The sequence below is a fragment of the Actinomadura chokoriensis genome (assembly GCF_039529475.1).
Lineage (GTDB): Bacteria > Actinomycetota > Actinomycetes > Streptosporangiales > Streptosporangiaceae > Spirillospora > Spirillospora bangladeshensis.
On the sequence record NZ_BAAAMW010000039.1, the window covers coordinates 20,223 to 40,318 of the forward strand.

Genomic DNA, 20,096 nt, shown 5'->3' on the forward strand with positions numbered 1-20,096 from the left:
GTTCTAGGAGATGACCCAGGAACGGCCCTGCTGCGCAAGGCGCCGTACGAGCGCGTCCGATCCCTCGCTCTTCGCGTAGCGGTGCTCCTCGCCGGTGATCGGCACGAGCCACAGCCACCGGACGGCGTCGCCGTTGAGCGTGAGCCCGGTCAGGGCGGGCGCCTCAGGGCCCGCCAGACGGTTCGGATCGTCCAGGAGCAGGACGCCTTCCCAGGACGACTCGCCGCTGCCCAGCGGGAACGTCCGGGCCTCGTGGTACCACTTCACGACGTCGCCTGGAGCGAACCAGGTCACCGACCGCCACGGGTACTGCGCGAGCCAGGGGAAGATGCTGCCGGCCTTCTGGCTGGGGAGCGTGCTGGCGACGGCGAGTTCGATCCGTCCGTACGGGGCGACGTCGTCTTCGTAGAGTTCGACCGTGGGCATGCGCTGGCGGCTCATCCCGACCGTGCTCAAGACGGTGAACTCACGGCCGCCCTTTGCGGGACGCTCTGACACCCCTACCGTCGGGGCCACTCCCGCCCTGCCGCTCGCCAGTTGCCGTCCGACGTCGTGCCAGTAGTGGCCACTTGGGCCGAGCCACTGCAGCAGGTGGCCGAGCACCGACTGCTGGAACTCCGCCCAGGAGTCGTCGGCCCGGCACCGCTTCCAGTGCTCGCGCGCCGATTCGATGCGCGGCCCGAAGTCCTCGATCTCCTCGTCCAGGGGGAAGGCGAACGGGCTCTGGCGGGTGGCGTCGCGCGCGTATCCGGGGATGCCGCGGCCCATGTCCGACCAGCCGGGGATGACGAACAGCGGGTCGCCGGCCTCCAGGACGGCCACTCCGTCGCCCTCCTCGAACCAGACGACCTCCAGGGATGGGGTGTCCAATGCCTTGCGTCCCGCGGGATCGCGCAGGTGGGATTCGGGCAGGAGGGGCGGGCGGCCGGCGTCCAGCCGCGACTGGTCCAGGTCCCCCGGAGCCTTCCGGTGGTTCGCCACCCACGTGGCTCCGACCACCGAGTCGCGCGCGTCCTTCAGGTAGGCCACGGTGACGTCGCCGTCGGTCTCGATGACGAGCCGCCGGCTGCCGTACGGACTCGCCGCGGCGTGGACGACCTTGGCCGCGGACCCCCGGGGAGAGGCGCCGCCCTTACGCAAAACCGACATGATCGAGACCTTAGTCGCACACAAGGTCATGTGCAGGAATGTCGCCCTACTGGTCAGGGCGTCCGCCTGTGGACGGACGAGGCACGGGCCGGTGTTTGCGACACTGGAAGGACCATGTCTACGACCCAGCCCGCCGCCACCGGCACCGCGCCCAAGAAGACCCCGGCGAAGCTCGTCTTCGCCGCCCCCAGGCGCGGCAAGCCGCCGAGGCATCTCGCCGACCTGACCACGGCGGAGCGCCGGGAGGCGGTCGCCGCGCTGGGGGAGAAGCCGTTCCGCGCCGACCAGCTGTCACGGCACTACTTCGCCCGCCTCGTGGACGACCCCGCCAAGATGACGGATCTGCCCGCCGCCGTCCGTGAACGGCTGGTCTCGGAGCTGCTGCCGTCGCTGCTGACGCCGGTCCGCGAACTGGACTGCGACGGCGGGACGACGCTCAAGACGGTCTGGAAGGCGTTCGACGGCGTCCTTTTCGAGTCGGTGCTGATGCGGTATCCCGACCGGGCCACGATGTGCGTGTCCTCCCAGGCGGGGTGCGGCATGAACTGCCCCTTCTGCGCCACCGGCCAGGCAGGGCTGACGCGTAACCTCTCTACGGCGGAGATAGTCGAACAGGTCGCCGCGGGCGCGCGCGCACTCGCGCGTGGGCGCATCCCAGGCGGGCCTGGGCGGGTCTCCAACATCGTCTTCATGGGCATGGGCGAACCCTTGGCCAACTACAAGGCGGTCATAGGCGCGGTACGCCGCATCACCGATCCGGCACCGGCCGGCCTGGGTATCTCCCAGCGCTCGGTGACGGTCTCCACGGTCGGGCTCGTCCCGGCGATCGAGAAGCTCGCCGCCGAGGACATGTCCGTGCGGCTGGCGGTCTCCCTGCACGCCCCTGACGACGAGCTGCGCGACGACCTCGTGCCCATCAACAACCGGTGGAAGGTGTCCGAGGTCCTGGACGCGGCCTGGGCCTACGCCGACCGGAGCGGGCGCCGGGTCTCGATCGAGTACGCCCTTATCAAGGACATCAACGACCAGGCGTGGAGGGCCGATCTTCTCGGCAGGCTCTTGCGCGGGAATCTCGTACACGTCAATCTGATCCCGTTGAATCCGACGCCGGGTTCCAAGTGGACCGCCTCCCGGCCGGAGGACGAGCGCGAATTCGTCCGGCGCCTGGAGGCCCACGGGGTCCCGGTCACGGTGCGCGACACTCGGGGCAGGGAGATCGATGGGGCCTGCGGGCAGCTGGCCGCGTCGACCAAGGACTGAGCGCGCCGCGGGCGTGCCCTGGCCTCCCGCGGGCGCGGGCGGAGGAGCACGGTACCGGTGAGGACGGGTGCGCGGTTGCCGGTGGGCTTGCGGGGCTATGACCGCAAGCAGGTCGACACCTTGCTGCAGCGGATCTCGCAGACGCTGGACGGCGGGCCGCCGATCTCCACGGAGGAGGTGCGCGGGACCCGCTTCGACGTCGTCCTGCGCGGTTACGACAGCCGTGCCGTGGACGAGTTACTGCGCGAGTGCCTCAGGGAGTTGCAGGCGAGGGCGCCGATCGCGGAGCGTCCCGGACGGTCGCGCGCCCAACCCGCGTGGCTGATCAACTGGATCCAGAACGCCCGGTTCTCCGGCGCGGGCCTTCGCAGCGGCTACGACGTGCGGGACGTGGACGCGTTCCTGGACCGCGTGGTCGCCGGCCTGCGCGGGACGGCCCCGGCGGTGTCGGCCCGCGACGTGCGCGAAAGCGCCTTCCGCGTCGTGCGGCTGGGGCCCGGCTATGACGAGCAGGAGGTCGACCGCTTCCTGGTTCAGCTCGCGGGCGCCCTGGAACGCTGAGTTATCCACAATTTCGCGGGATGCTGCGCGCAGCGGCCCGGCCGGGTCACGCTACGTGCATGGACTACTTCATCGCGCAGTTCCGCCGGCTTCGCGTCCTGTTCGACGCCTTCCTCGCCCCGGAGATCACGTCCGTCCTGCTGCCCCTGGCGAGGCCGGCGCTGAGGCTCGGGGCCGGTGACGGGGTACCCGTCCGGCTCGGCGGTGCGCCCCTCCTCCCACCGGACGAGCCGTGGCCCAAGTGGAAGGGCCGCCCCCTCGGCTTCCTCGGCGCGATCGACTTCGCCGCCTTCGCACGCTTCGGCGAGATCCCCGGCCTGCCCTCGTCCACCGCCGCGTTCTACTACGCGACTGAGACCCCGCGGCCCTGGGGCGACGAAGCCGCCCAGCGGGACGGCTGGCGCGTCTTCACCGGCACCCTCCAGACCACCACGCCCAAGATGACCCCCTACCCCGAGACCACCCTGGCCGCCTCCCCGTTCCTCTCGCTGCCCTCGCCCCAGGAGCCGGCCGTCCGACGAGTGGAGACGATCTACAGCGGCATCCTCCCGGTCTACGCGCAACTGCACGCCGCCTGGACGCGACACACCTGGCAGGAGAACGCCCCGCTCCACCAGTTGGGCGGCTGGCCGGCCCTCGTCCAGCGCCCAGTGGGCCCCGACTGCCTGTACGCCTCGACGGGCCGCCCCCTGGACTCCCCGAAGTCACCGCCCCTCACCCCCGAGGAGCAGCGCACGGCGGAAGAATGGCGCCTCCTTCTGCAACTCGACTCCGACCCCCGCCTCGGCTGGTACTGGGGCGACCCGGGCCGCATCTACTTCTGCAACCGCGAGAACACCCCACTGGAGGAAACCTGGCTGACTCTCCAAGCCGCCTAACCCGCTCCCGCCCGAGAACACCAAACCGCACAACGCGTCCCCGAGGTGGCCCGCCGCAAAAGCCCCCCGCGACAACGCACCGGCGCCGCCCACGGCACTCACATCGTGTGCGAGGCGGTAGGCGGTTCGTCGGCGGCGCGGCCGGAGATCTAGGTGCGGTGGCGGGCGGTCGTGGCGTAGAGGGCGCCGACGACCAAGGACCAGAGGAGTAGGTGGAGGGCGACGGCGGGGAAGTGGGTGGTGAAGGTGTCGGTGCCTTCGTGGGCCGCGCGCAGCCAGTCGATCATCGGGACGGAGAGCCAGGTGAGGGGACCGATGCCGAGGAGGAGCAGCCCCAGGGCTCCGCCCAGGAGCGCGAGCAGGGAAACACCGGGGTCGGGGATGACTGCGCGGCTCGTCCATGCGCCGAGCAGCGTGCCGGGGACGGCGACGAGGAGGTTCAGGGCGCAGCCGACCAAGATCGCTGAGCCGGGAGAGCCGGCTTGGGCGGCCTGCAGGAGAGGAACGGCCAATGCGACGACACCGAGGCAGAGGTTCATCGCATAAGCCGCGAGGAGTCCCGCCCACAGGGGGATGTGAGGGGAGCGGGCCGCGGTGGCGGTCAGCGCACGCTGTTCGTCGGGCTGCGTGTCGAGGAGTGCGCGCGCCGCCCAGGCCCACACCGGGAACATGAAGGCCGCCACGTCCGCGAACGTCCGGACGGCGAGAGCGGAGGCGTCGGGCCCGCTCGGTCCCTGGGAGAGGATGAGCGCCACGAACAGTGCCACGACGATGAGCGGCTGCAAGATGCGGAGCGAACGGAGGTAGCCCGACATCTGGAACCGGACGAGCGCGATCACTGTTCAGCCCTCCGAACCCGGTACCCGTCTGCGCGCAACTTGGTCTCCACGACGGTGGCCTCGTCCGCGGGCACTTCGACCTCCAGGACGGTCCAGTCGGCGGTCCCGTCCGGTGCGAGGCGGATCACCGCCGCGTCGGCCACCCGTAGCCGTTCGACTCCCGGCAGGACCTCTATGCAGCGCTGGTGATCGCTCACGACGACGGTGGTGCCGCCGGCCGCCAGTCCGGAGATCAGGTCGGGCAGTGCGTCACGGGTGGCGGCGTCCAGGCCCGCGAAAGGCTCGTCCAGGATCAGGAGTTCCGGGTCGCCCATGAGGGCCTGAGCGAGCCCGACCTTCTGAGCGCTGCCCTTCGACAATTCCGGCAGGCGCACGTCGAGGAGGTGATCGAAGCGGAGCCGATCCGCCCAGGCATCGACCGTGTCCCGGGGGACCCGTCGCATGGCGGCCATGTGGCCCAGGTACGCGCGGACGCTGAACGGCTGGTCCACGGGGAAGCGCTCGGGCGCGTACCCGACCCGTCCTGGACGATCCTTGACGACGCCCACGCGCGGGTGACGCAAACCGGCGATCAGGCGCAGCAGAGTGGACTTCCCGGCGCCGTTATGCCCCGTCACCTCGGTAACGCTGCCGGCCGCCAGGGACAACGTGACGTCCCTGAGTACCCAGGGATCCCGCCGCCGGTAACGAAAGGCGACATTCTCCAGCCGCATGAAAACCACACGGTAGGCGCCACGGCGTAAGGCCACCGTTAACCCCCCACTCCAGCCCGTAGGCGCGGGCTGGCACCACCCCAGTGGCGCCACCAGCCCGCCCCAGCCCCGTAACCGCGCCCGCTGCGGCTACCAGGCCGATTGAGCCCCCGCCCCACGGCACCTAGATCACTCGCGTCCACGTGCACCGGAAGCCACCCGCCCCCGCGTTCTACGCCACCCTCTCGCGCCCCAGGTCCTGATCTTGCTATCCGGCATCGGGACCAGGAGGACCAGCGCACGGATTCCGCTGAAGATCGGTGACACCGCGGCGTTCGCGCCCCCCCCCGAGCACCTGGCCGCCTATACGCCGGCCTGGCACCCGTCACCCGCCGCTTCAGCGCGTCTATCACGCCTGGCCCCGCCCAAGGGCGGCATCAAGGCACTCAAACGCGCCAGGTTCCCGGCCGCGCTCGCTGGCTGTCGGCCCCCTCAACAGGGCGTACTACGACCGCGGAGAGCCGAGGGCAAGAAGCACAACGCCGCTCTCACCTGCCTGGCCCGCCGCCGCGCAGGCGTCACCTACGCCAAACTCCACGACAAACACCCCTACCAGCCCACACGCAAACCCACCGCCCGAACGGCCTGACGAATCCCATAGACATCCGACCGTTTCAAGGTGCCGAGCAGCAGCCCCGCCGTCCGCGCTCTACGCCCACCCCCGCGTTCTGCACCTGCGCGTTCCGCGCCTGCGGCCGGGCCTTGCGGTCTGCGCCTGCGCGTTTCGCGGACGCGTCTGGGGCTCGTGTTTCGCGCCCGCGCCCGTGCGCGCGTCCCGGGCTGGCGTTCGTCATCGCCACCGTGCCCGCGTTGGTGCTCTCTGGCTGCGGCTCTTGTGTTGGTGTGTCTGAGGTTCGCGCTGCTTGCGTTCGCGTCTGTTTCGGCCTTGACGTATCTGGTTGGTTACCCAGGGCACGACGGCGGCCCTGTGCCGCGGTGCGGGTGTTCTTGTGATGTGGCGGGGTGTTGGGTGCGGGAGGATGAGGGGATGGGTGAGTCGGTGGGCCGGGGTTGTGCGTTCTGCGAGATCATTGAGGGGAAGCGGAGCGCGCATGTCGTGCTGGATGCGCCGGATGTGATGGCGTTCCTTGATGCGCGGCCGTTGTTCAAAGGGCATACGTTGCTGGTGCCGCGGGCGCACTTCGAGACGCTCACGGATCTGCCCGCTGATTTCCTGGGGCCCTTCTTCGGGCATGCGCAGCGGCTCGCTGGTGCAATGGAGTCGGCCCTCGGGGCGGCGGGGTCGTTCGTCGCCATGAACAACCGGATCAGCCAGAGCGTCCCTCACTTGCACGTCCACGTGGTGCCGCGCAACCGCAAGGACGGGCTCCGCGGCTTCTTCTGGCCGCGGCAGAAGTACGAGTCCGACGCCGAGGCCGCCGCATACGCTTCGCGGCTGTCGGAAGCCCTCAGCGACCCTGCTTAGCCCAATTCCGGCGGACGTGTGGGCTGGGGCCTTGTTGAGATTCTGAGAAGCGTGGCGGCCGCACCAGCCGACTCCGATCGCGCGGTGAACGTTCGCCGTGGTGGTGAGGGTGGTGGGTCTGGTGGTTGGTGCGGGCGAGTGGGTGGTGTGGCGGCCGCGCTAGCTGATTCCGATCGCGGGGTGAATGTTTGCTGTGGGGGTGAGGCTTGCGTGTTTGGTGGTTGGTGCGGGTGGCGGGGTGACGGGGGTCGGGAGGGCCCGCGGTGGTGGGCGGCGTGGGTGCTTGGTGGTGGGGGTGTGGCTGGCGGGTGCTGAGGGGTGTGGTGGCGTGATGTTGATGGGGTGGGGTTAGGCCAGGGCTGTTAGTAGGGCGGTTAGGGGGCCCGACGGGTTCGGGGTGGCGGGGGCTGTGGGGGGATTTGTGGCGGCGGCGTGTTCGTAGAGGTCTCGTTCCGCGCGGTCGAGGGCGGCGGACAGGACGTATTCGGTGACCGTCCAGCCGATCAGTTCGGCGGCCTTGCGGATGACGAGGGACTGCTCGTCGGAGATACGGAAGGCGATGTGCTCGGTGGCGGGAAGGTCCTGGCGGACCGACTCGGGCATGGCCGGTCTCCCTCCTAACGGCATCTAAAAGTACGCCGGGAGGTGTTGCCAGGGCATCCCCATTGAGAACGAGAATCGTCGGGTGTGCCGACGAGTCAGCGGGTGCCCCAGGAGTAGGTCTGTTTGCGCAGTTTGAGGTAGACGAAGCTCTCGGTCGAGACGACGCCCTGGACGGCGCGGATGCGGCCGAGGAGCTCCAGGAGGCGTTCGTCGTCCTCGCAGACGAGCTCGACCAGGATGTCGAACGAGCCGGCGGTGATGACGACGTAGTCGATCTCGGGGAGGCCGGCCAGCTCGTCGGCGATCTTCTCCAGGTCGCCCTCGCACTTGACGCCGATCATCATCTGGCGGGAGAAGCCGAGCGTCAGGGGGTCGGTGACGCCGACGATCTGCATGACGCCGGCGTCGAGGAGCTTCTGCACGCGCTGGCGGACGGCGGCCTCCGACAGCCCGACGGCCTTGCCGATGGCGGCGTAGGAGCGGCGGCCGTCCTGCTGGAGCTGCTCGATGATGTGCTTCGCGGTCTCGTCGAGCTGGACGCGTGCGGCGCGTTCCACGATGGTCTCCTAGCTGCGGCATCGAGGGTGTGAGGCGGCTGGGTCAAGTGAATTAGTCGTGAAGCTGGATCGTAACAACGGAATCACTTGTGTTGGGCGGGATCCTCTGTAAGGGTCTGGGCCAACAGGACACAACGGGCGACGGTGCCCAGGAGGGACCTGAGGATGAGCGGCGAGCGGCTGCGCAACTTTATCGGTGGCGAGTACGTGGACGCCAAGGACGGGCGGACGCTGGAGGTGGTCGACCCCAGCACCGGCGAGACGTACGCGGAGGCGCCCGTGTCCGGCGCCGCGGACGTCGACGCCGCGTTCCGCGCGGCGGCCGACGCCTTCCCCGCCTGGCGCGACGCCACCCCGGCGGAGCGGAGCCTCGCGATGCTGCGGTTCGCGGACGCGGTCGAGGCGCGGGCCGGGGAGCTGGTGGCGGCCGAGGTCCGCGACACCGGCAAGCCCGTCCAGCTGACCCTGGACGAGGAGATGCCGCCGATGGTGGACAACCTCCGCTTCTTCGCCGGCGCGTCGCGGGTGCTGGAGGGCAAGGCGACCGGCGAGTACATGGCGGACCACACGTCCTCGATCCGGCGGGAGCCGATCGGGGTGTGCGCGCAGGTGACGCCCTGGAACTACCCGATGATGATGGCGGTCTGGAAGTTCGGGCCGGCGCTGTCGGCGGGCAACACCGTCGTGCTCAAGCCGTCCGAGACGACGCCGTCGAGCACGCTGATGCTGGCGGAGATCGCCGCCGAGTTCCTGCCGCCGGGCGTGTTCAACGTGATCTGCGGTGACCGCGGCACCGGGCGCGCCCTGGTGGAGCACCCGACGCCGCAGATGGTGTCGATCACCGGCAGCGTGAGGGCCGGTATGGAGGTCGCCGCGGCGGCGGCCAAGGACCTCAAGCGCGTCCACCTGGAGCTGGGCGGCAAGGCCCCGGTGGTCGTGTTCGACGACGCGGACGTCGAGGCGGCCGCGACCGGCATCGCCGAGGCCGGGTACTTCAACGCCGGGCAGGACTGCACGGCCGCCACCCGGGTCCTCGTCGCCGAGCGGCTGCGGGGCGAGTTCACCGAGGCGCTCGTCGAGGCCGCCAAGGGGACGGTGGTGGGTCCGCCGAGCGACACCGACGCCTACTACGGGCCGGTGAACAGCGAGAACCAGCTCCAGCGGGTGCAGGGGTTCATCGAGCGGGCGCCCGGCCACGCCCGGGTCCTGGTCGGCGGCGAGCGGGTCGGGGACCGCGGCTACTTCTTCGCGCCGACCGTCGTCGGCGGCCTGAAGCAGGACGACGAGATGGTGCAGAACGAGGTGTTCGGCCCGGTCATCACCGTGCAGGGCTTCTCGGACGAGCAGCAGGCCGTCGCGTGGGCGAACGGCGTCAAGTACGGCCTCGCCGCGAGCGTGTGGACGCAGAACCACGGCCGCGCCATGCGCATGAGCAAGGCCCTCGACTTCGGTGCCGTGTGGGTCAACACCCACATCCCGTTCGTGTCGGAGATGCCGCACGGCGGCTTCAAGCACTCCGGCTACGGCAAGGACATGTCGATGTACGGCATCGAGGACTACACCCGCGTCAAGCACGTCATGCACTACATCGGCGGCTGACCACCGCCGAACGAGCCCGTGAAGGAAGACCGGCCATGACCGAGACCCAGCAGGCCCCGGCGCGCGAAGACCCGGGCCGTGCAGTCCCCGCCATCGAGCTCACCGGAGTGGAGAAGGCCTACCACGCCCATGGCGAGACCGTGGCCGCGGTCCGCGGCGTCGACCTGGAGATCGCGCAGGGCGAGTTCTTCTCGCTGCTCGGCCCGTCCGGGTGCGGCAAGACGACGACCATGCGCATGATCGCCGGCTTCGAGGAGCCGACGGCCGGCAGGGTCCACCTGCACGGGCAGGACGTCACCGGTGTGCCCGCCAACCGGCGCGACGTGAACATGGTCTTCCAGTCGTACGCGCTGTTCCCGCACATGAGCGTCTTCGAGAACGTCGCGTTCGGGCTGCGCCGGCGCGGCGTGCCGAAGGCCGAGATCGGCGAGCGGGTCGGGGACATGCTGGACATCGTCGACTTGGCGGGACGGGAGAAGCGCCGTCCCGCCGAGTTGTCCGGCGGCCAGCAGCAGCGCGTCGCGCTGGCCCGCGCGCTGGTGAACCGGCCGCGGGCCCTGCTGCTGGACGAGCCGCTCGGCGCCCTCGACCTGAAGCTGCGGCAGGCGATGCAGGTCGAGTTGAAGCGCATCCAGCGCGAGGTCGGCATCACGTTCGTGTACGTGACGCACGACCAGGGCGAGGCGCTGACGATGTCGGACCGCATCGCCGTCATGAACGACGGGCTGATCGAGCAGCTCGGCACGCCGCGGGAGATCTACGAGCGTCCCGCGTCCCGGTTCGTGGCCGGGTTCATCGGGACGTCCAACCTGCTGGGCGGCGAGATCGCCGAGGCGGGGCCGGGTACCGCGGTCATCTCCTACGGTCCGGACGGGCGGATCGAGGTGCCGATCCGCAACGGGCTGAAGGTCGCGGCGGGGGAGCGGCTGGAGCTGACGGTCCGGCCGGAGAAGATCGGCATCGGGCCGGACCGGCCGGCGGACGACCTGTGCGGCGTCCGCGGCACCGTGACCGAGGTCGTGTACCTCGGGACGTCGACGAACTACAACATCACCACCTCCGCGGGATCCGACGTCGTCGTGTTCCTGCAGAACGCCACGTCCGCCGACGACATCGCCACGCGCGGCGACAGCGTCTGGCTGTCGTGGGACCCGCGCCACTCTTACGCCATAGGAGCCCCCCAGTGAGCAACATCGACCCCGCATTCCTGCGCGGACTCACGCGGCCGCGCCTGGCACGTTCCAGCTTCGCCCGCCGGGATGTCCTCCGGATGATGGGCGCGGCCGGCGCGGGGCTCGCGCTGTCGGCCTGCGGCGTGCAGGGGCAGGGCGGCAAGGAGAAGGTGAGCCAGACCGACGTCCAGAAGTACTGGGCGGGCAAGGCCGAGAACGGCAGGCTCAACTGGGCGAACTGGCCGGGCTACATGCAGGACGACCGGGAGACGATCAAGGCGTTCGAGAAGGAGACGGGCATCAAGGTGACCTACAAGGAGGTCATCCAGGAGATGGGCCCGTGGTTCGGCAAGATCCAGGCGCCGCTGTCGGCCGGCCAGTCCATCGGCTTCGACCTGATGATCATGACGAACGGGATCCAGCTGGAGCAGTGCCGCCAGCTCGGCTACCTGGCGCCGCTCGACCTGGCGAAGCTGCCGAACTTCGGCAAGAACGCGGGCCAGGCGTTCAAGAACCCGTCCTACGACCCGGGCAACGCGCACACGATCCCGTACGAGTCGGGCGTCACCGGCATCGCGTACAACACGAAGTACGTGGACGAGGAGATCACCGGCATCGCCCAGCTCTTCGACGAGAAGTACAAGGGCAAGGTCGGCATGATGGGCGACTCCCAGGAGCTCGGCAACTTCGGGATGTTCCTGCTCGGCATCGACCCGGAGAAGTCGACGAAGGCCGACTGGGAGAAGGCCGCCGCGAAGCTGCGCGAGCAGCGCGACAAGGGCATCGTCCGCAAGTACTACAGCCAGGACTACGTGGACGCCGTCAGCAAGGGCGACGTGTGGATGACGATGGCGTGGTCCGGTGACGTGTACAGCCTCACCAGCCCGGACGTGAAGTTCGTGGTGCCCAAGGAGGGCGGCACGATCTGGACCGACAACATGTGCATCCCGAAGACCGCCGAGAACCCGGTGGACGCGCTGACCCTCATGGACTGGCTGTACGTTCCGGAGAACAACGCCCCGCTGACCGAGTTCATCAACTACATGCCGCCGATTCCGTCCACACAGGAGATCCTGAAGCAGAAGGCGGCGAAGGCCACCGGCGACGAGAAGAAGGACCTGGCGCGGCTCAGCACCAGCCCGCTGATCTTCCCGTCCGAGGCCGACCTCGCGCGGCTGCGGCACTACCGGCGGCTCACCCAGGCCGAGGAGCAGGAGTACCAGAAGATCTTCGAGCCCATCGCCAAGGGGTCGTGATGGCGCGGGGACGGGGACGGCTCGCGCCGTACCTCATGATCCTGCCGAGCGGGCTGTGGATGGCGGCGTTCTTCCTCGTCCCGATGGTCCTGATGGTGTCCCTGTCGCTGCAGACGGGCAACCTCATCGACGGCTTCCGGCAGACGTTCCACTGGCAGAACTACCTCGACGGGATCGACACCTACGGCGACAAGTTCGTCCGGTCGCTCTGGTACGGGTTCCTCTCGACGGTCCTGTGCATCGCGATCGCCTACCCGGCCGCGTACTGGATCGCGTTCCGCGGCGGACGGCACAAGTCGACGTACCTGTTCCTGCTCCTGCTTCCGTACTTCGTCTCGTTCATCCTCCGGACCGTGTCGTGGAAGCTCGTGCTGACCGACAACGGGCCGATCCTCGGCCCGCTGCGCGGCACGGTCCTGCCGGACGACTTCCACATCCTCGACACCGGCGTGGCGGTCGTGTCGGGGCTCACCTACAACTTCCTGCCGTTCATGGTGCTGCCGATCTACGTGGCGCTGGAGCGGATCGACCACCGGGTCGTCGAGGCGGCCTACGACCTGTACGCGAGCCGGCTGCAGGCGTTCACGCGGGTGATCCTGCCGCTGTCGCTGCCCGGCGTCTTCGCCGGCGTGATCATGACGTTCGTGCCGGTGTCGTCGGACTACGTCAACGCCGAGGTCCTCGGCGGCCCGCAGAACACCATGATCGGCAACGTGATCCAGACCGAGTACTTCAACAACAGCGCCTACCCGATGGCGTCGGCGCTGTCGTTCTCGCTGATGGCGATCCTGCTCGTCGGGATCTTCGCCTACGCGCGCACCCTCGGCACCGAGGACGTTCTGGAGGCGGCGGGACGATGAGCACGCTCACCACCACCGAGACCCAGGCGAAGCGGGCCCCCGCCCGCCCGCGCCGGAAGATCTCCGGCCTGCACGTCTACACCCTGGTGCTGATCGCCTGGCTGATCCTGCCCATCGCGATCATGATCCTGTTCGGGTTCAACGACACCCGCAGCAAGCAGAACTTCGAGTGGCAGGGCTTCACGCTCAAGTGGTACCGGCACCTGTTCGACAAGAGCGACCTCACCACCGCGGTCGTCAACTCGCTGACGATCGCGCTGCTCAGCACGCTGATCACCACGGTCCTCGGGACGTTCGCGGGCCTCGCGCTCGGCCGCTACCGGTTCCGCGGCAAGGGCTCGACGAACCTGGTGCTGTTCATGGCGATCTCCTGCCCGGAGATCGTGATGGGCGCGTCGCTGCTGTCGATGTTCGTGACGTTCAACCTGCCGCGCGGCTACCTGACGATCCTCGTCGCGCACGTGATGTTCTCGATCGCGTTCGTCGCGGTGACCGTCCGGGCCCGCGTCGTCGGCCTCGACCCGGCGGTGGAGGAGGCGGCGCAGGACCTCGGCGCCGGGCCGTGGACGCGGTTCCGGCTGGTCACCCTGCCCATGATCATGCCGGGCGTGCTGGCGGGGGCGCTGCTGGCGTTCGTGCTGTCGATCGACGACTTCATCATCACCAACTTCACCAGCGGCGCCACCGTCACGTTCCCGCTGTGGATCTACGGCTCCACCCGGACGGGCACGCCGCCGCAGGTCAACGTGATGGGCACGCTCATCTTCGCGGTCGGCGTCGTGATCGCGGTCATCTCCGCCCGCCGCACCATCCGCGCCTCGCGCTGACCGCGCCGACCGCCGACTGCGTTGACTGGGCCGGGCTGGACGGAACGGGGGACGAGATGGACATCGCCAAGGCGCTCGCCGACGCCGAGCTGAAGCCGTTCTGGCTGCAGGACGGGGCCCGCCCGGCCGCGGAGCCGCCGCTGGACGGGCCGGAGACGTGCGACCTCGCGGTCATCGGCGGCGGGTACAGCGGCCTGTGGGCGGCGCTGCTCGCCAAGGAGCGCGACCCGTCCCTGGACGTGGTGGTGCTGGAGGCGGGCCGGGTCGGCGGCGCCGCGTCCGGGCGCAACGGCGGGTTCTGCGCCGCCAGCCTCACCCACGGGCTGGAGAACGGCACGGGACGCTGGCCGGACGACATGCCCGTGCTCGAACGGCTGGGCCGCGACAACCTCCGCGCCATCGGCGACACCCTCACCCGGTACGGGATCGACGCCGAATGGGAACTGACCGGCGAGATGGACGTCGCGACCGAGGAATGGCAGGTCCCCGGCCTCGAAGAGGCGGCGGAGAAGGCGGCCGAGTTCGGCTGGGACCCGGTCTTCCTCGACCGCGACGCCGTCCGCGCGGAGGTCGACTCGCCGACCTATCACGCCGGCCTGTGGAATCCCGCGTCCACCTCGATGGTGCATCCGGCGAAGCTCGCCTGGGGGCTCGCGGACGCGTGCCGGTCCCTCGGCGTCCGCGTCTTCGAGACGACCCGCGTCACGGGCCTGCGCTCGGAGGGGCGCGGGCTGCGCCTGACCACGGCCGGCGGCGCGGCGGTCACCGCCCGCCGGGTCGTCCTCGGCACCGGCGCGTTCCCGCCGCTGGTGAAGCGCCTGCGCAACTTCGTCGTCCCCGTGTACGACTACGCGCTGATGACCGAGCCGCTCAACGCCGCCCAGCGCGAGTCCATCGGCTGGAGGCGCCGCCAGGGCGTCGGCGACAGCGCCAACCAGTTCCACTACTACAGGCTCACCGCCGACGACCGGATCCTGTGGGGCGGCTACGACGCCATCTACCACTACGGCAACGGGATACGGCCCGAGCTGGAGAACCGTCCCGCCACGTTCGAGATCCTCGCCCGGCACTTCTACGAGACGTTCCCCCAGCTCGAAGAGGTCCGCTTCACCAACGCCTGGGGCGGGGTCATCGACACGTGCAGCCGGTTCTGCGCGTTCTTCGGAACCGCCTACGGCGGCAGGCTCGCCTACGCCGCCGGTTTCACCGGGCTCGGCGTCGGAGCGACCCGCTTCGGCGCGGACGTCATGCTCGACCTGCTCCGCGTCGGCCTCGCGCCCGGTGAGCGGACCGAGCGGACCCGGCTCGCCATGGTGCGGTCCAAGCCCGTCCCGTTCCCGCCGGAGCCGCTCCGGTACGGCGTCATCGAGCTGACCCGCCGCGAGATCGCCCGCGCCGACCGCAACGCGGGGCGCCGCGGCCTCTGGCTCCGCACCCTGGACGGTCTCGGCCTCGGCTTCGACTCCTGAGACCCGCCTGCGGGCGGCCGGCCCGCGCGGGGATCAGTCGGGGGAGGCGTCGGTGCTGCCGAAGATGACCGAGGAGACCTCCAGGTAGAGCTGCTCCGGGTACGGCATGTACGGGATGCTCTGCAGCCACTGCTTCTGCCCGGCGGTCTCGGTGCGGAACTCGCCGTAGCCGAGCATCCGCCCGGCCATGGACCGGTTCAGCGTGATGTCGGTGACCTTCGACAGCGGCATCATCACGACGTTGCGGTTGAACACGCCGGTGATCACCATCACCCGGTGCTCGGTGACCAGGAAGAACTCCACCGACCACGCGATGACCCGCCAGGCGAGGAAGGCGACCGTGACCAGCCACAGCCACCAGATCCAGCCGACGCCGGCCACCGCGCTGACCGCGCCGCACGCCACCAGCCCGGCGACGACGGCCAGGACGGGCAGCCACAGGACGGCGGGGTGCTTGCGCACGGCGATGACGCGTCCCTCATAGGACATCAGATACTTGTCGACGGTGCGCGACGAGCTGTCGCGGTGCACCATCATGTCCTGCAGATTCACGGCGGCGTCCTCGTCATGATCCGGTCGGTACAACCGTAGCCGACGCGCCGCCGGCCGCGCAGGGGCCGCGCGGTAAGGGCTCTGGCCCCCGAGAGGATCTTGTGGACGGGAGATTCCGCGCCGGATGATGGAACCCATGGAGTTCGCGCCGGACGTGACCGGACGTCCCATCTGGCGGCTGCTGCTGCGGGGCCTCGGCGTGTACCTGCCGGGCTGGGAGATGCCGGCGGGCGCGTCGCGCGTCCGGCCGGGGACGCCCGCGGACGGCTTCGGCCCGCCCGCCTACCTCGACGGCGGCGCGGGGTTCGGCGTGCAGATCCCGGGCCGCAGGCGCGGCCTGGAGCCGGACCGGGAGATCTACGTCCGCGGCCGCGAGAACCCGAGCTTCGGCATCGTCGTCGCGGGCCCGGCGGCGGCGATCGGCAGCCGGGTCGTGGACGCCGGCGTGCTGATCCGGTTCGCGCGGCGGCTGACGTTCGAGGAGCTGTTCGACACCGGCGACGCCGACTCCGTCCCGTACGCGGTGCGCGGCGCGCGGGCGGTGGAGAACGTGGTGTTCCTCGACCGCGCGGCCGGGATCGGCCTGTGCGCCGAGGTCGACCCGCTCACCCGCACCGCCGCCTGCCCGCTGTACGTGCGCCTCGGCGGCCCGGCCGAGCGCACCGTGCGGGCTTACGCGCTCGCCCAGGCGGTGAGGTCCCACAGCTGATGGGACGGCAGCCGCCGCAGCCGGACGGTCGCGGCGGCAGGGTCCCAGAACACCTCGTCGCTCTCCAGCTCCAGCGACTGCGCGGCCGTCAGCACCGCGCACAGCAGCTCGTCGCGCGTCCGCACGGCCATCAGCGGGCCGATCTGCGCGACGGCGCCCGAGCACTCCGAGAGCGTCCGCAGAAGCGATTTGAGGGCCGCCTCGTCCTCGGGCGGACGCGCCGGCTCGACCCCCGACGGGACGCCTGGCTCGACGCGGGCGAGCCCGCGCTTGGACTCGTGCGACCCGTTGTGCGGCAGGTCGGCGCCGGTGGAGATGAGCAGCGCGCTGAACAGCCCCGCGAGGTCTTCGGAGGCGTGCCCGCCGAGGAAGTAGCGGCGGCGCTCGGGGGAGCCGGGCGCGGGGCCGTCCGAGCCCTCGGCCGTGCGGAACCGGATGTTCAGCCGGCTGGCGCGCACGCACCGCTCGTACATCTCGCCGAGGATGTCGTCGAGCTGGTCGTCGCGGGTCCAGAGCCGCCCGGTGGCGGTGACGGCGTCGCCGTGGGCGCGGGGGCGGCCGGTGAGCGCGGCGGTGACGGTGTCGTCCAGCTCGCCCTCGGTGAACTGGAGCAGCTCGGCGACGACGTCCTCGACGTCCTCCAGGGTGCGGGTGAGGGTGCGCTGCAACTCCAGGATCTCCGCGCCGCCGCGCTCCAGCTCGGTGAGCCGGTCGAGGGCCGCGTCGACCTTCCCGGCGGCCGACTCGCCGTGCGACCGGGTGACGGCGCGCACCGACGTCTCGACCTCGCCGAGCTTGCGGCGCAGCGCCGCGAGGGTGATCCGCTGCTGCTCCAGGTCGCGCAGCCGGCCCGCCTGCGTCCGCAGGTACTCGTCGGCCTGGTGGACGAGGCCCGCGAGCTCCTCCACCTGCCCGGTGTTCTGCCGGAGCCGGTTGTCGAGCGCGGGCAGCACGTCCTGCTTGACCCGCGACAGCTCGGCGGTGAGCTGCTCGCCGACGGTGACGAGGACGTTGTTCTGCTTGGTGACCTGGTCGTTCAGCTCGTCGATCCGGCGGGTGAACGCGTTGGCCTGGTCGCGGCTCTGCTTGCCCGCGTAGAGTTCGAGCGCCCCCACCACGACGCACATCACCACCAGAACGACCGTCGTCATGGCACTCCTCGGGGGGTGGCGGTGATTGCCTGAACGGGTTTTGATCGCGACCATAACTTACGATCACGCGCGCCGACCGGAACTTACGTAACCGTCTGATCTCCGTGACCGGCCGGTCCTGAAATCAGTTCCGGCGCCATTCCGTAACCGTTCTGGTTCATCGGGTGATGGCCGTTCAGACACAGCCCTCGAACTGCGGGACGGTGGTGGTGAGTTTCAGCCCCGTGTCGCCGAACCACCGTTTCAGCAGCCGCGGCGCGGTGCCGTCCTGGTACATGCCGGTGATCGCCTTGTTGACCGCCTCGCAGCCGTCCACGTCGCCCTTCCTGAGGCCGACGCCGTACGGCTCGTCGGTGAAGGGCGCGTTCACGATCCGGAGCTCGTGGCCGCTTCCGGACGCCTCGGCCGCCAGACCCGCGAGGATCAGGTCGTCGGTGGAGACCGCGTCCAGCTCGCCCGCGACGAGGTCGGCGAGGCAGTCGGAGTAGCCGGCCTCCTCGACCGGCAGCGCCGCGATGCCCTGCTCGTCGTGGACGCGCGGGAACGACACCGACCCGCGCACCTTGCAGAGCCGGCGGCCCTTCAGGTCGTGGATGCTCCGGATCTTCCCCACGTCGGCCGCGCGGACGAGGATGTCCTGGTGGGCGACGTAGTAGGGGCCCGCGAACGAGACCTTCACCTTGCGCTCGGGGGTGGCGGAGTAGCTCGCCACGACGAGGTCGACCTCGCCGCTCTGGAGCATCTTCTCGCGGGTCGCGGAGTACACCCGCTTGAACGTCACGGCGGAACCCGCGACGCCGAGCCGGTCTGCGATCTCCTTGGCGATGTCGATGTCGAAGCCCGCGTACCGGTCGCCCTCGCGCGCGCCGACGCCCGGCTGGTCGGCGTTGACGCCGATGACGAGGCGGTCCCTGCCGACGACGGAGCCGTCGTCGGCGTCCGCGACGCCGCACGCCGCGCCCGCGCCGAGGAGCGCCGCCGCGGCGGCGGCGCCCGCGGCGGCGCGCCGCGCCCTCACTTCGACCACCGGTACTCGGCCAGGCGCGGGCGCACCCCCGCGAGCACGAGCAGGGCGATCACGGCGCCCGCGGCCGGCAGGACGGCGTACCAGCCGCTCGTCCCGGCGTCGCCGTCGTCGACGGCCTCGTCGAACGCCTTCTGGTGGATGCGGGCCAGGTCCTGCAGGCTGCGGTCGTACCGGGTGAAGTCGGCGGCGGCGGCGCCGCGGGCGGCCACGGCCTCGTCCCGCTGCCCGCCCTTGACGAGGTCCCTCATCCGGCGGTCGTTCGCCTGGACCTTCTGGTAGGCGGCCAGGGCCTTGTTCATGCCGTCCGCCAGCCGCGCCCTCTGCTCGGCCGACTCCGCCGGCCGGTTGGCCTCGGTGCCGAGGAACCCGAGGAACGGCGCCCGCCCCGGTTCGAACGACAGGCCCTTCTGGACGGCGTCGTTGTACTGGGTCAGGTTTCCCGCCTTCAGATACAGGACGGTCTGCGATTTGCTCAGATACACCTGCTCATAGGCGTCCGCGCGTCCGGGGTCGAGCAGGAAGCGGGTCTCGTCGGCGTTCGCGCTGTTGCTGATGGCGCGCGTCCGGGAAAGGGCCAGGATGGAGTCGAAGCCCTCTTCCTTGGCCTGGCGCAAATGGTCCGCCTGGCCGGTCAGCATGAGCGTCCCCGCTCCGACCAGGACGAGCGTCCCGAGCGTGGCCAGTGCCAGCGGCACGTTCAGCAGGCGGCGGAAGCGGCGGGTGAGGTAGAGCTGGAAAAGGGCCAGGGTCGCCAGCAGCGCCAGGCCCGCGACGAGGATGCCGGTGCGGCCCATCAGCACGGCCGACCGCTTGTCCTCGTAGGTGTGCCGGACGAGGGTGCCGTTGTCGAGCGTCAGGTTGTACGCCTTGGGCAGCAGGTCCAGCTTCATCAGGTCGGTCGCCTGCCGGTAGAGCTCGACGACCTGCTGCGACGGCGGCCCGGACGCGTGCGGGGACTGCCGGTCCAGCAGCAGCGCCTGCCCGGCGAGGCGCTCGTAGCGGCCGAACGCGTCCAGCAGGTCCCGGGCGGTGTTGTTCTCCGTCGTCTCGTCGGCGAGCTTGGCGGACTTCAGCAGCGCGTCCCCGGCCTTCCGCCGGTTGTCGTCGTAGCGCTTGAGGGCCTCGTCGCGCCCGCCGCCCGCCGCGGTCCCGATCAGCAGCGCGTTGGCGAGCTGCGCGTCCATGTCGCTGAGCTGGAAGTACAGGTCGCCGGTCGCGACGACCTGCGGGCCCGCGTCGTGGCCGATGACCCGCACGCCCTCGCGGGCGTTCGCGATCGCCGCCCACCCGATGCCGAGCAACACCACCAGCAGGACGAGCGACAGCGCGGTCAGCGTCCGGATGCGGGACGCGACCGTGCGGGGGACCAGCCGCCCGGCGCCGCGCGGCCGGGCGCCGCGCCCCCGCCGAAGCCCGCCGGCGGAGGCCCGCCGCGCGGGCGGCGGCGCC

General features: G+C 70.5%; 20 protein-coding genes. 11 read left to right on the forward strand and 9 right to left on the reverse strand.

Annotation, left to right across the window (positions count from 1 at the left end):
* Nucleotides 1–3: 3 nt before the first annotated feature.
* Nucleotides 4–1,149 carry a suppressor of fused domain protein gene (locus ABFX46_RS40885; RefSeq protein WP_346049595.1) on the reverse strand — a complete coding sequence of 382 codons (1,146 nt, stop codon included), beginning with the start codon at nucleotides 1,147–1,149 and terminating at the stop codon, nucleotides 4–6.
* 114 nt (nucleotides 1,150–1,263) lie between these two features.
* Between ABFX46_RS40885 and rlmN the strand changes: the two genes are divergently transcribed.
* From rlmN to ABFX46_RS40900, 3 genes are read left to right on the forward strand one after another with little or no spacing between them, the layout of a single operon-like run.
* A complete protein-coding gene (gene rlmN, locus ABFX46_RS40890) occupies nucleotides 1,264–2,409 on the forward strand; it encodes a dual-specificity RNA methyltransferase RlmN (RefSeq protein ID WP_346049597.1) in 1,146 nt (381 codons plus the stop codon).
* 57 nt (nucleotides 2,410–2,466) lie between these two features.
* Nucleotides 2,467–2,970 carry a DivIVA domain-containing protein gene (locus tag ABFX46_RS40895; protein ID WP_346049599.1) on the forward strand — a complete coding sequence of 168 codons (504 nt, stop codon included), beginning with the start codon at nucleotides 2,467–2,469 and terminating at the stop codon, nucleotides 2,968–2,970.
* A gap of 59 nt (nucleotides 2,971–3,029) precedes the next feature.
* Nucleotides 3,030–3,848, forward strand: coding sequence for a DUF1963 domain-containing protein (locus tag ABFX46_RS40900; protein WP_346049601.1), 819 nt, complete (start codon nucleotides 3,030–3,032; stop codon nucleotides 3,846–3,848).
* A gap of 149 nt (nucleotides 3,849–3,997) precedes the next feature.
* On the opposite strand, the gene ABFX46_RS40905 is transcribed toward ABFX46_RS40900, so the two are convergent.
* Both ABFX46_RS40905 and ABFX46_RS40910 read right to left on the reverse strand, forming a co-directional pair.
* Nucleotides 3,998–4,687: a hypothetical protein gene (locus ABFX46_RS40905; RefSeq protein WP_346049603.1), complete on the reverse strand. Its 690-nt coding sequence runs from the start codon at nucleotides 4,685–4,687 to the stop codon at nucleotides 3,998–4,000.
* The gene (locus tag ABFX46_RS40910) at nucleotides 4,684–5,400 is read right to left on the reverse strand and encodes an ATP-binding cassette domain-containing protein (protein ID WP_346049605.1); all 717 of its coding nucleotides are present in this window, start codon (nucleotides 5,398–5,400) and stop codon (nucleotides 4,684–4,686) included. Before ABFX46_RS40910 ends, ABFX46_RS40905 begins: the two co-directional genes overlap by 4 nt.
* A 1,027-nt stretch (nucleotides 5,401–6,427) precedes the next feature.
* Here ABFX46_RS40910 and ABFX46_RS40915 point away from each other — a divergent pair.
* Nucleotides 6,428–6,865, forward strand: coding sequence for an HIT family protein (locus ABFX46_RS40915; RefSeq protein WP_346049607.1), 438 nt, complete (start codon nucleotides 6,428–6,430; stop codon nucleotides 6,863–6,865).
* 348 nt (nucleotides 6,866–7,213) lie between these two features.
* Here the strand turns inward: ABFX46_RS40915 and ABFX46_RS40920 are convergent, their stop codons facing one another.
* Nucleotides 7,214–7,468: a type II toxin -antitoxin system TacA 1-like antitoxin gene (locus ABFX46_RS40920; RefSeq protein WP_346049609.1), complete on the reverse strand. Its 255-nt coding sequence runs from the start codon at nucleotides 7,466–7,468 to the stop codon at nucleotides 7,214–7,216.
* 95 nt (nucleotides 7,469–7,563) lie between these two features.
* A complete protein-coding gene (locus tag ABFX46_RS40925) occupies nucleotides 7,564–8,025 on the reverse strand; it encodes an Lrp/AsnC family transcriptional regulator (RefSeq protein WP_243714849.1) in 462 nt (153 codons plus the stop codon).
* 165 nt (nucleotides 8,026–8,190) lie between these two features.
* Here ABFX46_RS40925 and ABFX46_RS40930 point away from each other — a divergent pair, with 165 nt between their 5' ends.
* From ABFX46_RS40930 to ABFX46_RS40955, 6 genes are read left to right on the forward strand one after another with little or no spacing between them, the layout of a single operon-like run.
* Nucleotides 8,191–9,624 carry a gamma-aminobutyraldehyde dehydrogenase gene (locus ABFX46_RS40930; RefSeq protein ID WP_346049611.1) on the forward strand — a complete coding sequence of 478 codons (1,434 nt, stop codon included), beginning with the start codon at nucleotides 8,191–8,193 and terminating at the stop codon, nucleotides 9,622–9,624.
* A 35-nt stretch (nucleotides 9,625–9,659) separates the two neighbouring features.
* The gene (locus ABFX46_RS40935) at nucleotides 9,660–10,811 is read left to right on the forward strand and encodes an ABC transporter ATP-binding protein (protein ID WP_346049613.1); all 1,152 of its coding nucleotides are present in this window, start codon (nucleotides 9,660–9,662) and stop codon (nucleotides 10,809–10,811) included.
* Nucleotides 10,808–12,052: a polyamine ABC transporter substrate-binding protein gene (locus tag ABFX46_RS40940; protein ID WP_346049615.1), complete on the forward strand. Its 1,245-nt coding sequence runs from the start codon at nucleotides 10,808–10,810 to the stop codon at nucleotides 12,050–12,052. Before ABFX46_RS40935 ends, ABFX46_RS40940 begins: the two co-directional genes overlap by 4 nt.
* Nucleotides 12,052–12,912, forward strand: a complete 861-nt coding sequence (locus ABFX46_RS40945) for an ABC transporter permease (RefSeq protein WP_346049617.1) — start codon at nucleotides 12,052–12,054, stop codon at nucleotides 12,910–12,912. Before ABFX46_RS40940 ends, ABFX46_RS40945 begins: the two co-directional genes overlap by 1 nt.
* Nucleotides 12,909–13,739: an ABC transporter permease gene (locus ABFX46_RS40950; RefSeq protein ID WP_346049619.1), complete on the forward strand. Its 831-nt coding sequence runs from the start codon at nucleotides 12,909–12,911 to the stop codon at nucleotides 13,737–13,739. Before ABFX46_RS40945 ends, ABFX46_RS40950 begins: the two co-directional genes overlap by 4 nt.
* A 56-nt stretch (nucleotides 13,740–13,795) precedes the next feature.
* Nucleotides 13,796–15,208 (forward strand): NAD(P)/FAD-dependent oxidoreductase, encoded by a 1,413-nt coding sequence (locus tag ABFX46_RS40955; protein WP_346049621.1) that lies wholly within the window; start codon nucleotides 13,796–13,798, stop codon nucleotides 15,206–15,208.
* A 33-nt stretch (nucleotides 15,209–15,241) separates the two neighbouring features.
* Here ABFX46_RS40955 and ABFX46_RS40960 read toward each other — a convergent pair whose 3' ends face one another.
* On the reverse strand, nucleotides 15,242–15,760 hold the full coding sequence (locus ABFX46_RS40960; RefSeq protein ID WP_346049623.1) for a PH domain-containing protein: 519 nt from the start codon (nucleotides 15,758–15,760) through the stop codon (nucleotides 15,242–15,244).
* Nucleotides 15,761–15,896: 136 nt separating this feature from the next.
* Between ABFX46_RS40960 and ABFX46_RS40965 the strand changes: the two genes are divergently transcribed.
* On the forward strand, nucleotides 15,897–16,469 hold the full coding sequence (locus ABFX46_RS40965) for a hypothetical protein (RefSeq protein WP_346049625.1): 573 nt from the start codon (nucleotides 15,897–15,899) through the stop codon (nucleotides 16,467–16,469).
* Here ABFX46_RS40965 and ABFX46_RS40970 read toward each other — a convergent pair.
* From ABFX46_RS40970 to ABFX46_RS40980, 3 genes are all read right to left on the reverse strand, one after another.
* On the reverse strand, nucleotides 16,433–17,620 hold the full coding sequence (locus ABFX46_RS40970; protein ID WP_346049627.1) for a hypothetical protein: 1,188 nt from the start codon (nucleotides 17,618–17,620) through the stop codon (nucleotides 16,433–16,435). The two genes, ABFX46_RS40965 and ABFX46_RS40970, sit on opposite strands and share 37 nt — an antisense overlap.
* A gap of 175 nt (nucleotides 17,621–17,795) precedes the next feature.
* Entirely contained in the window at nucleotides 17,796–18,647 is an 852-nt protein-coding gene (locus ABFX46_RS40975; protein ID WP_346049629.1) for a glutamate ABC transporter substrate-binding protein, read from the reverse strand.
* On the reverse strand, nucleotides 18,635–20,096 hold a 1,462-nt coding region (locus tag ABFX46_RS40980), incomplete at its 5' end, for a hypothetical protein (protein WP_346049631.1). The genes ABFX46_RS40975 and ABFX46_RS40980, both read right to left, overlap by 13 nt.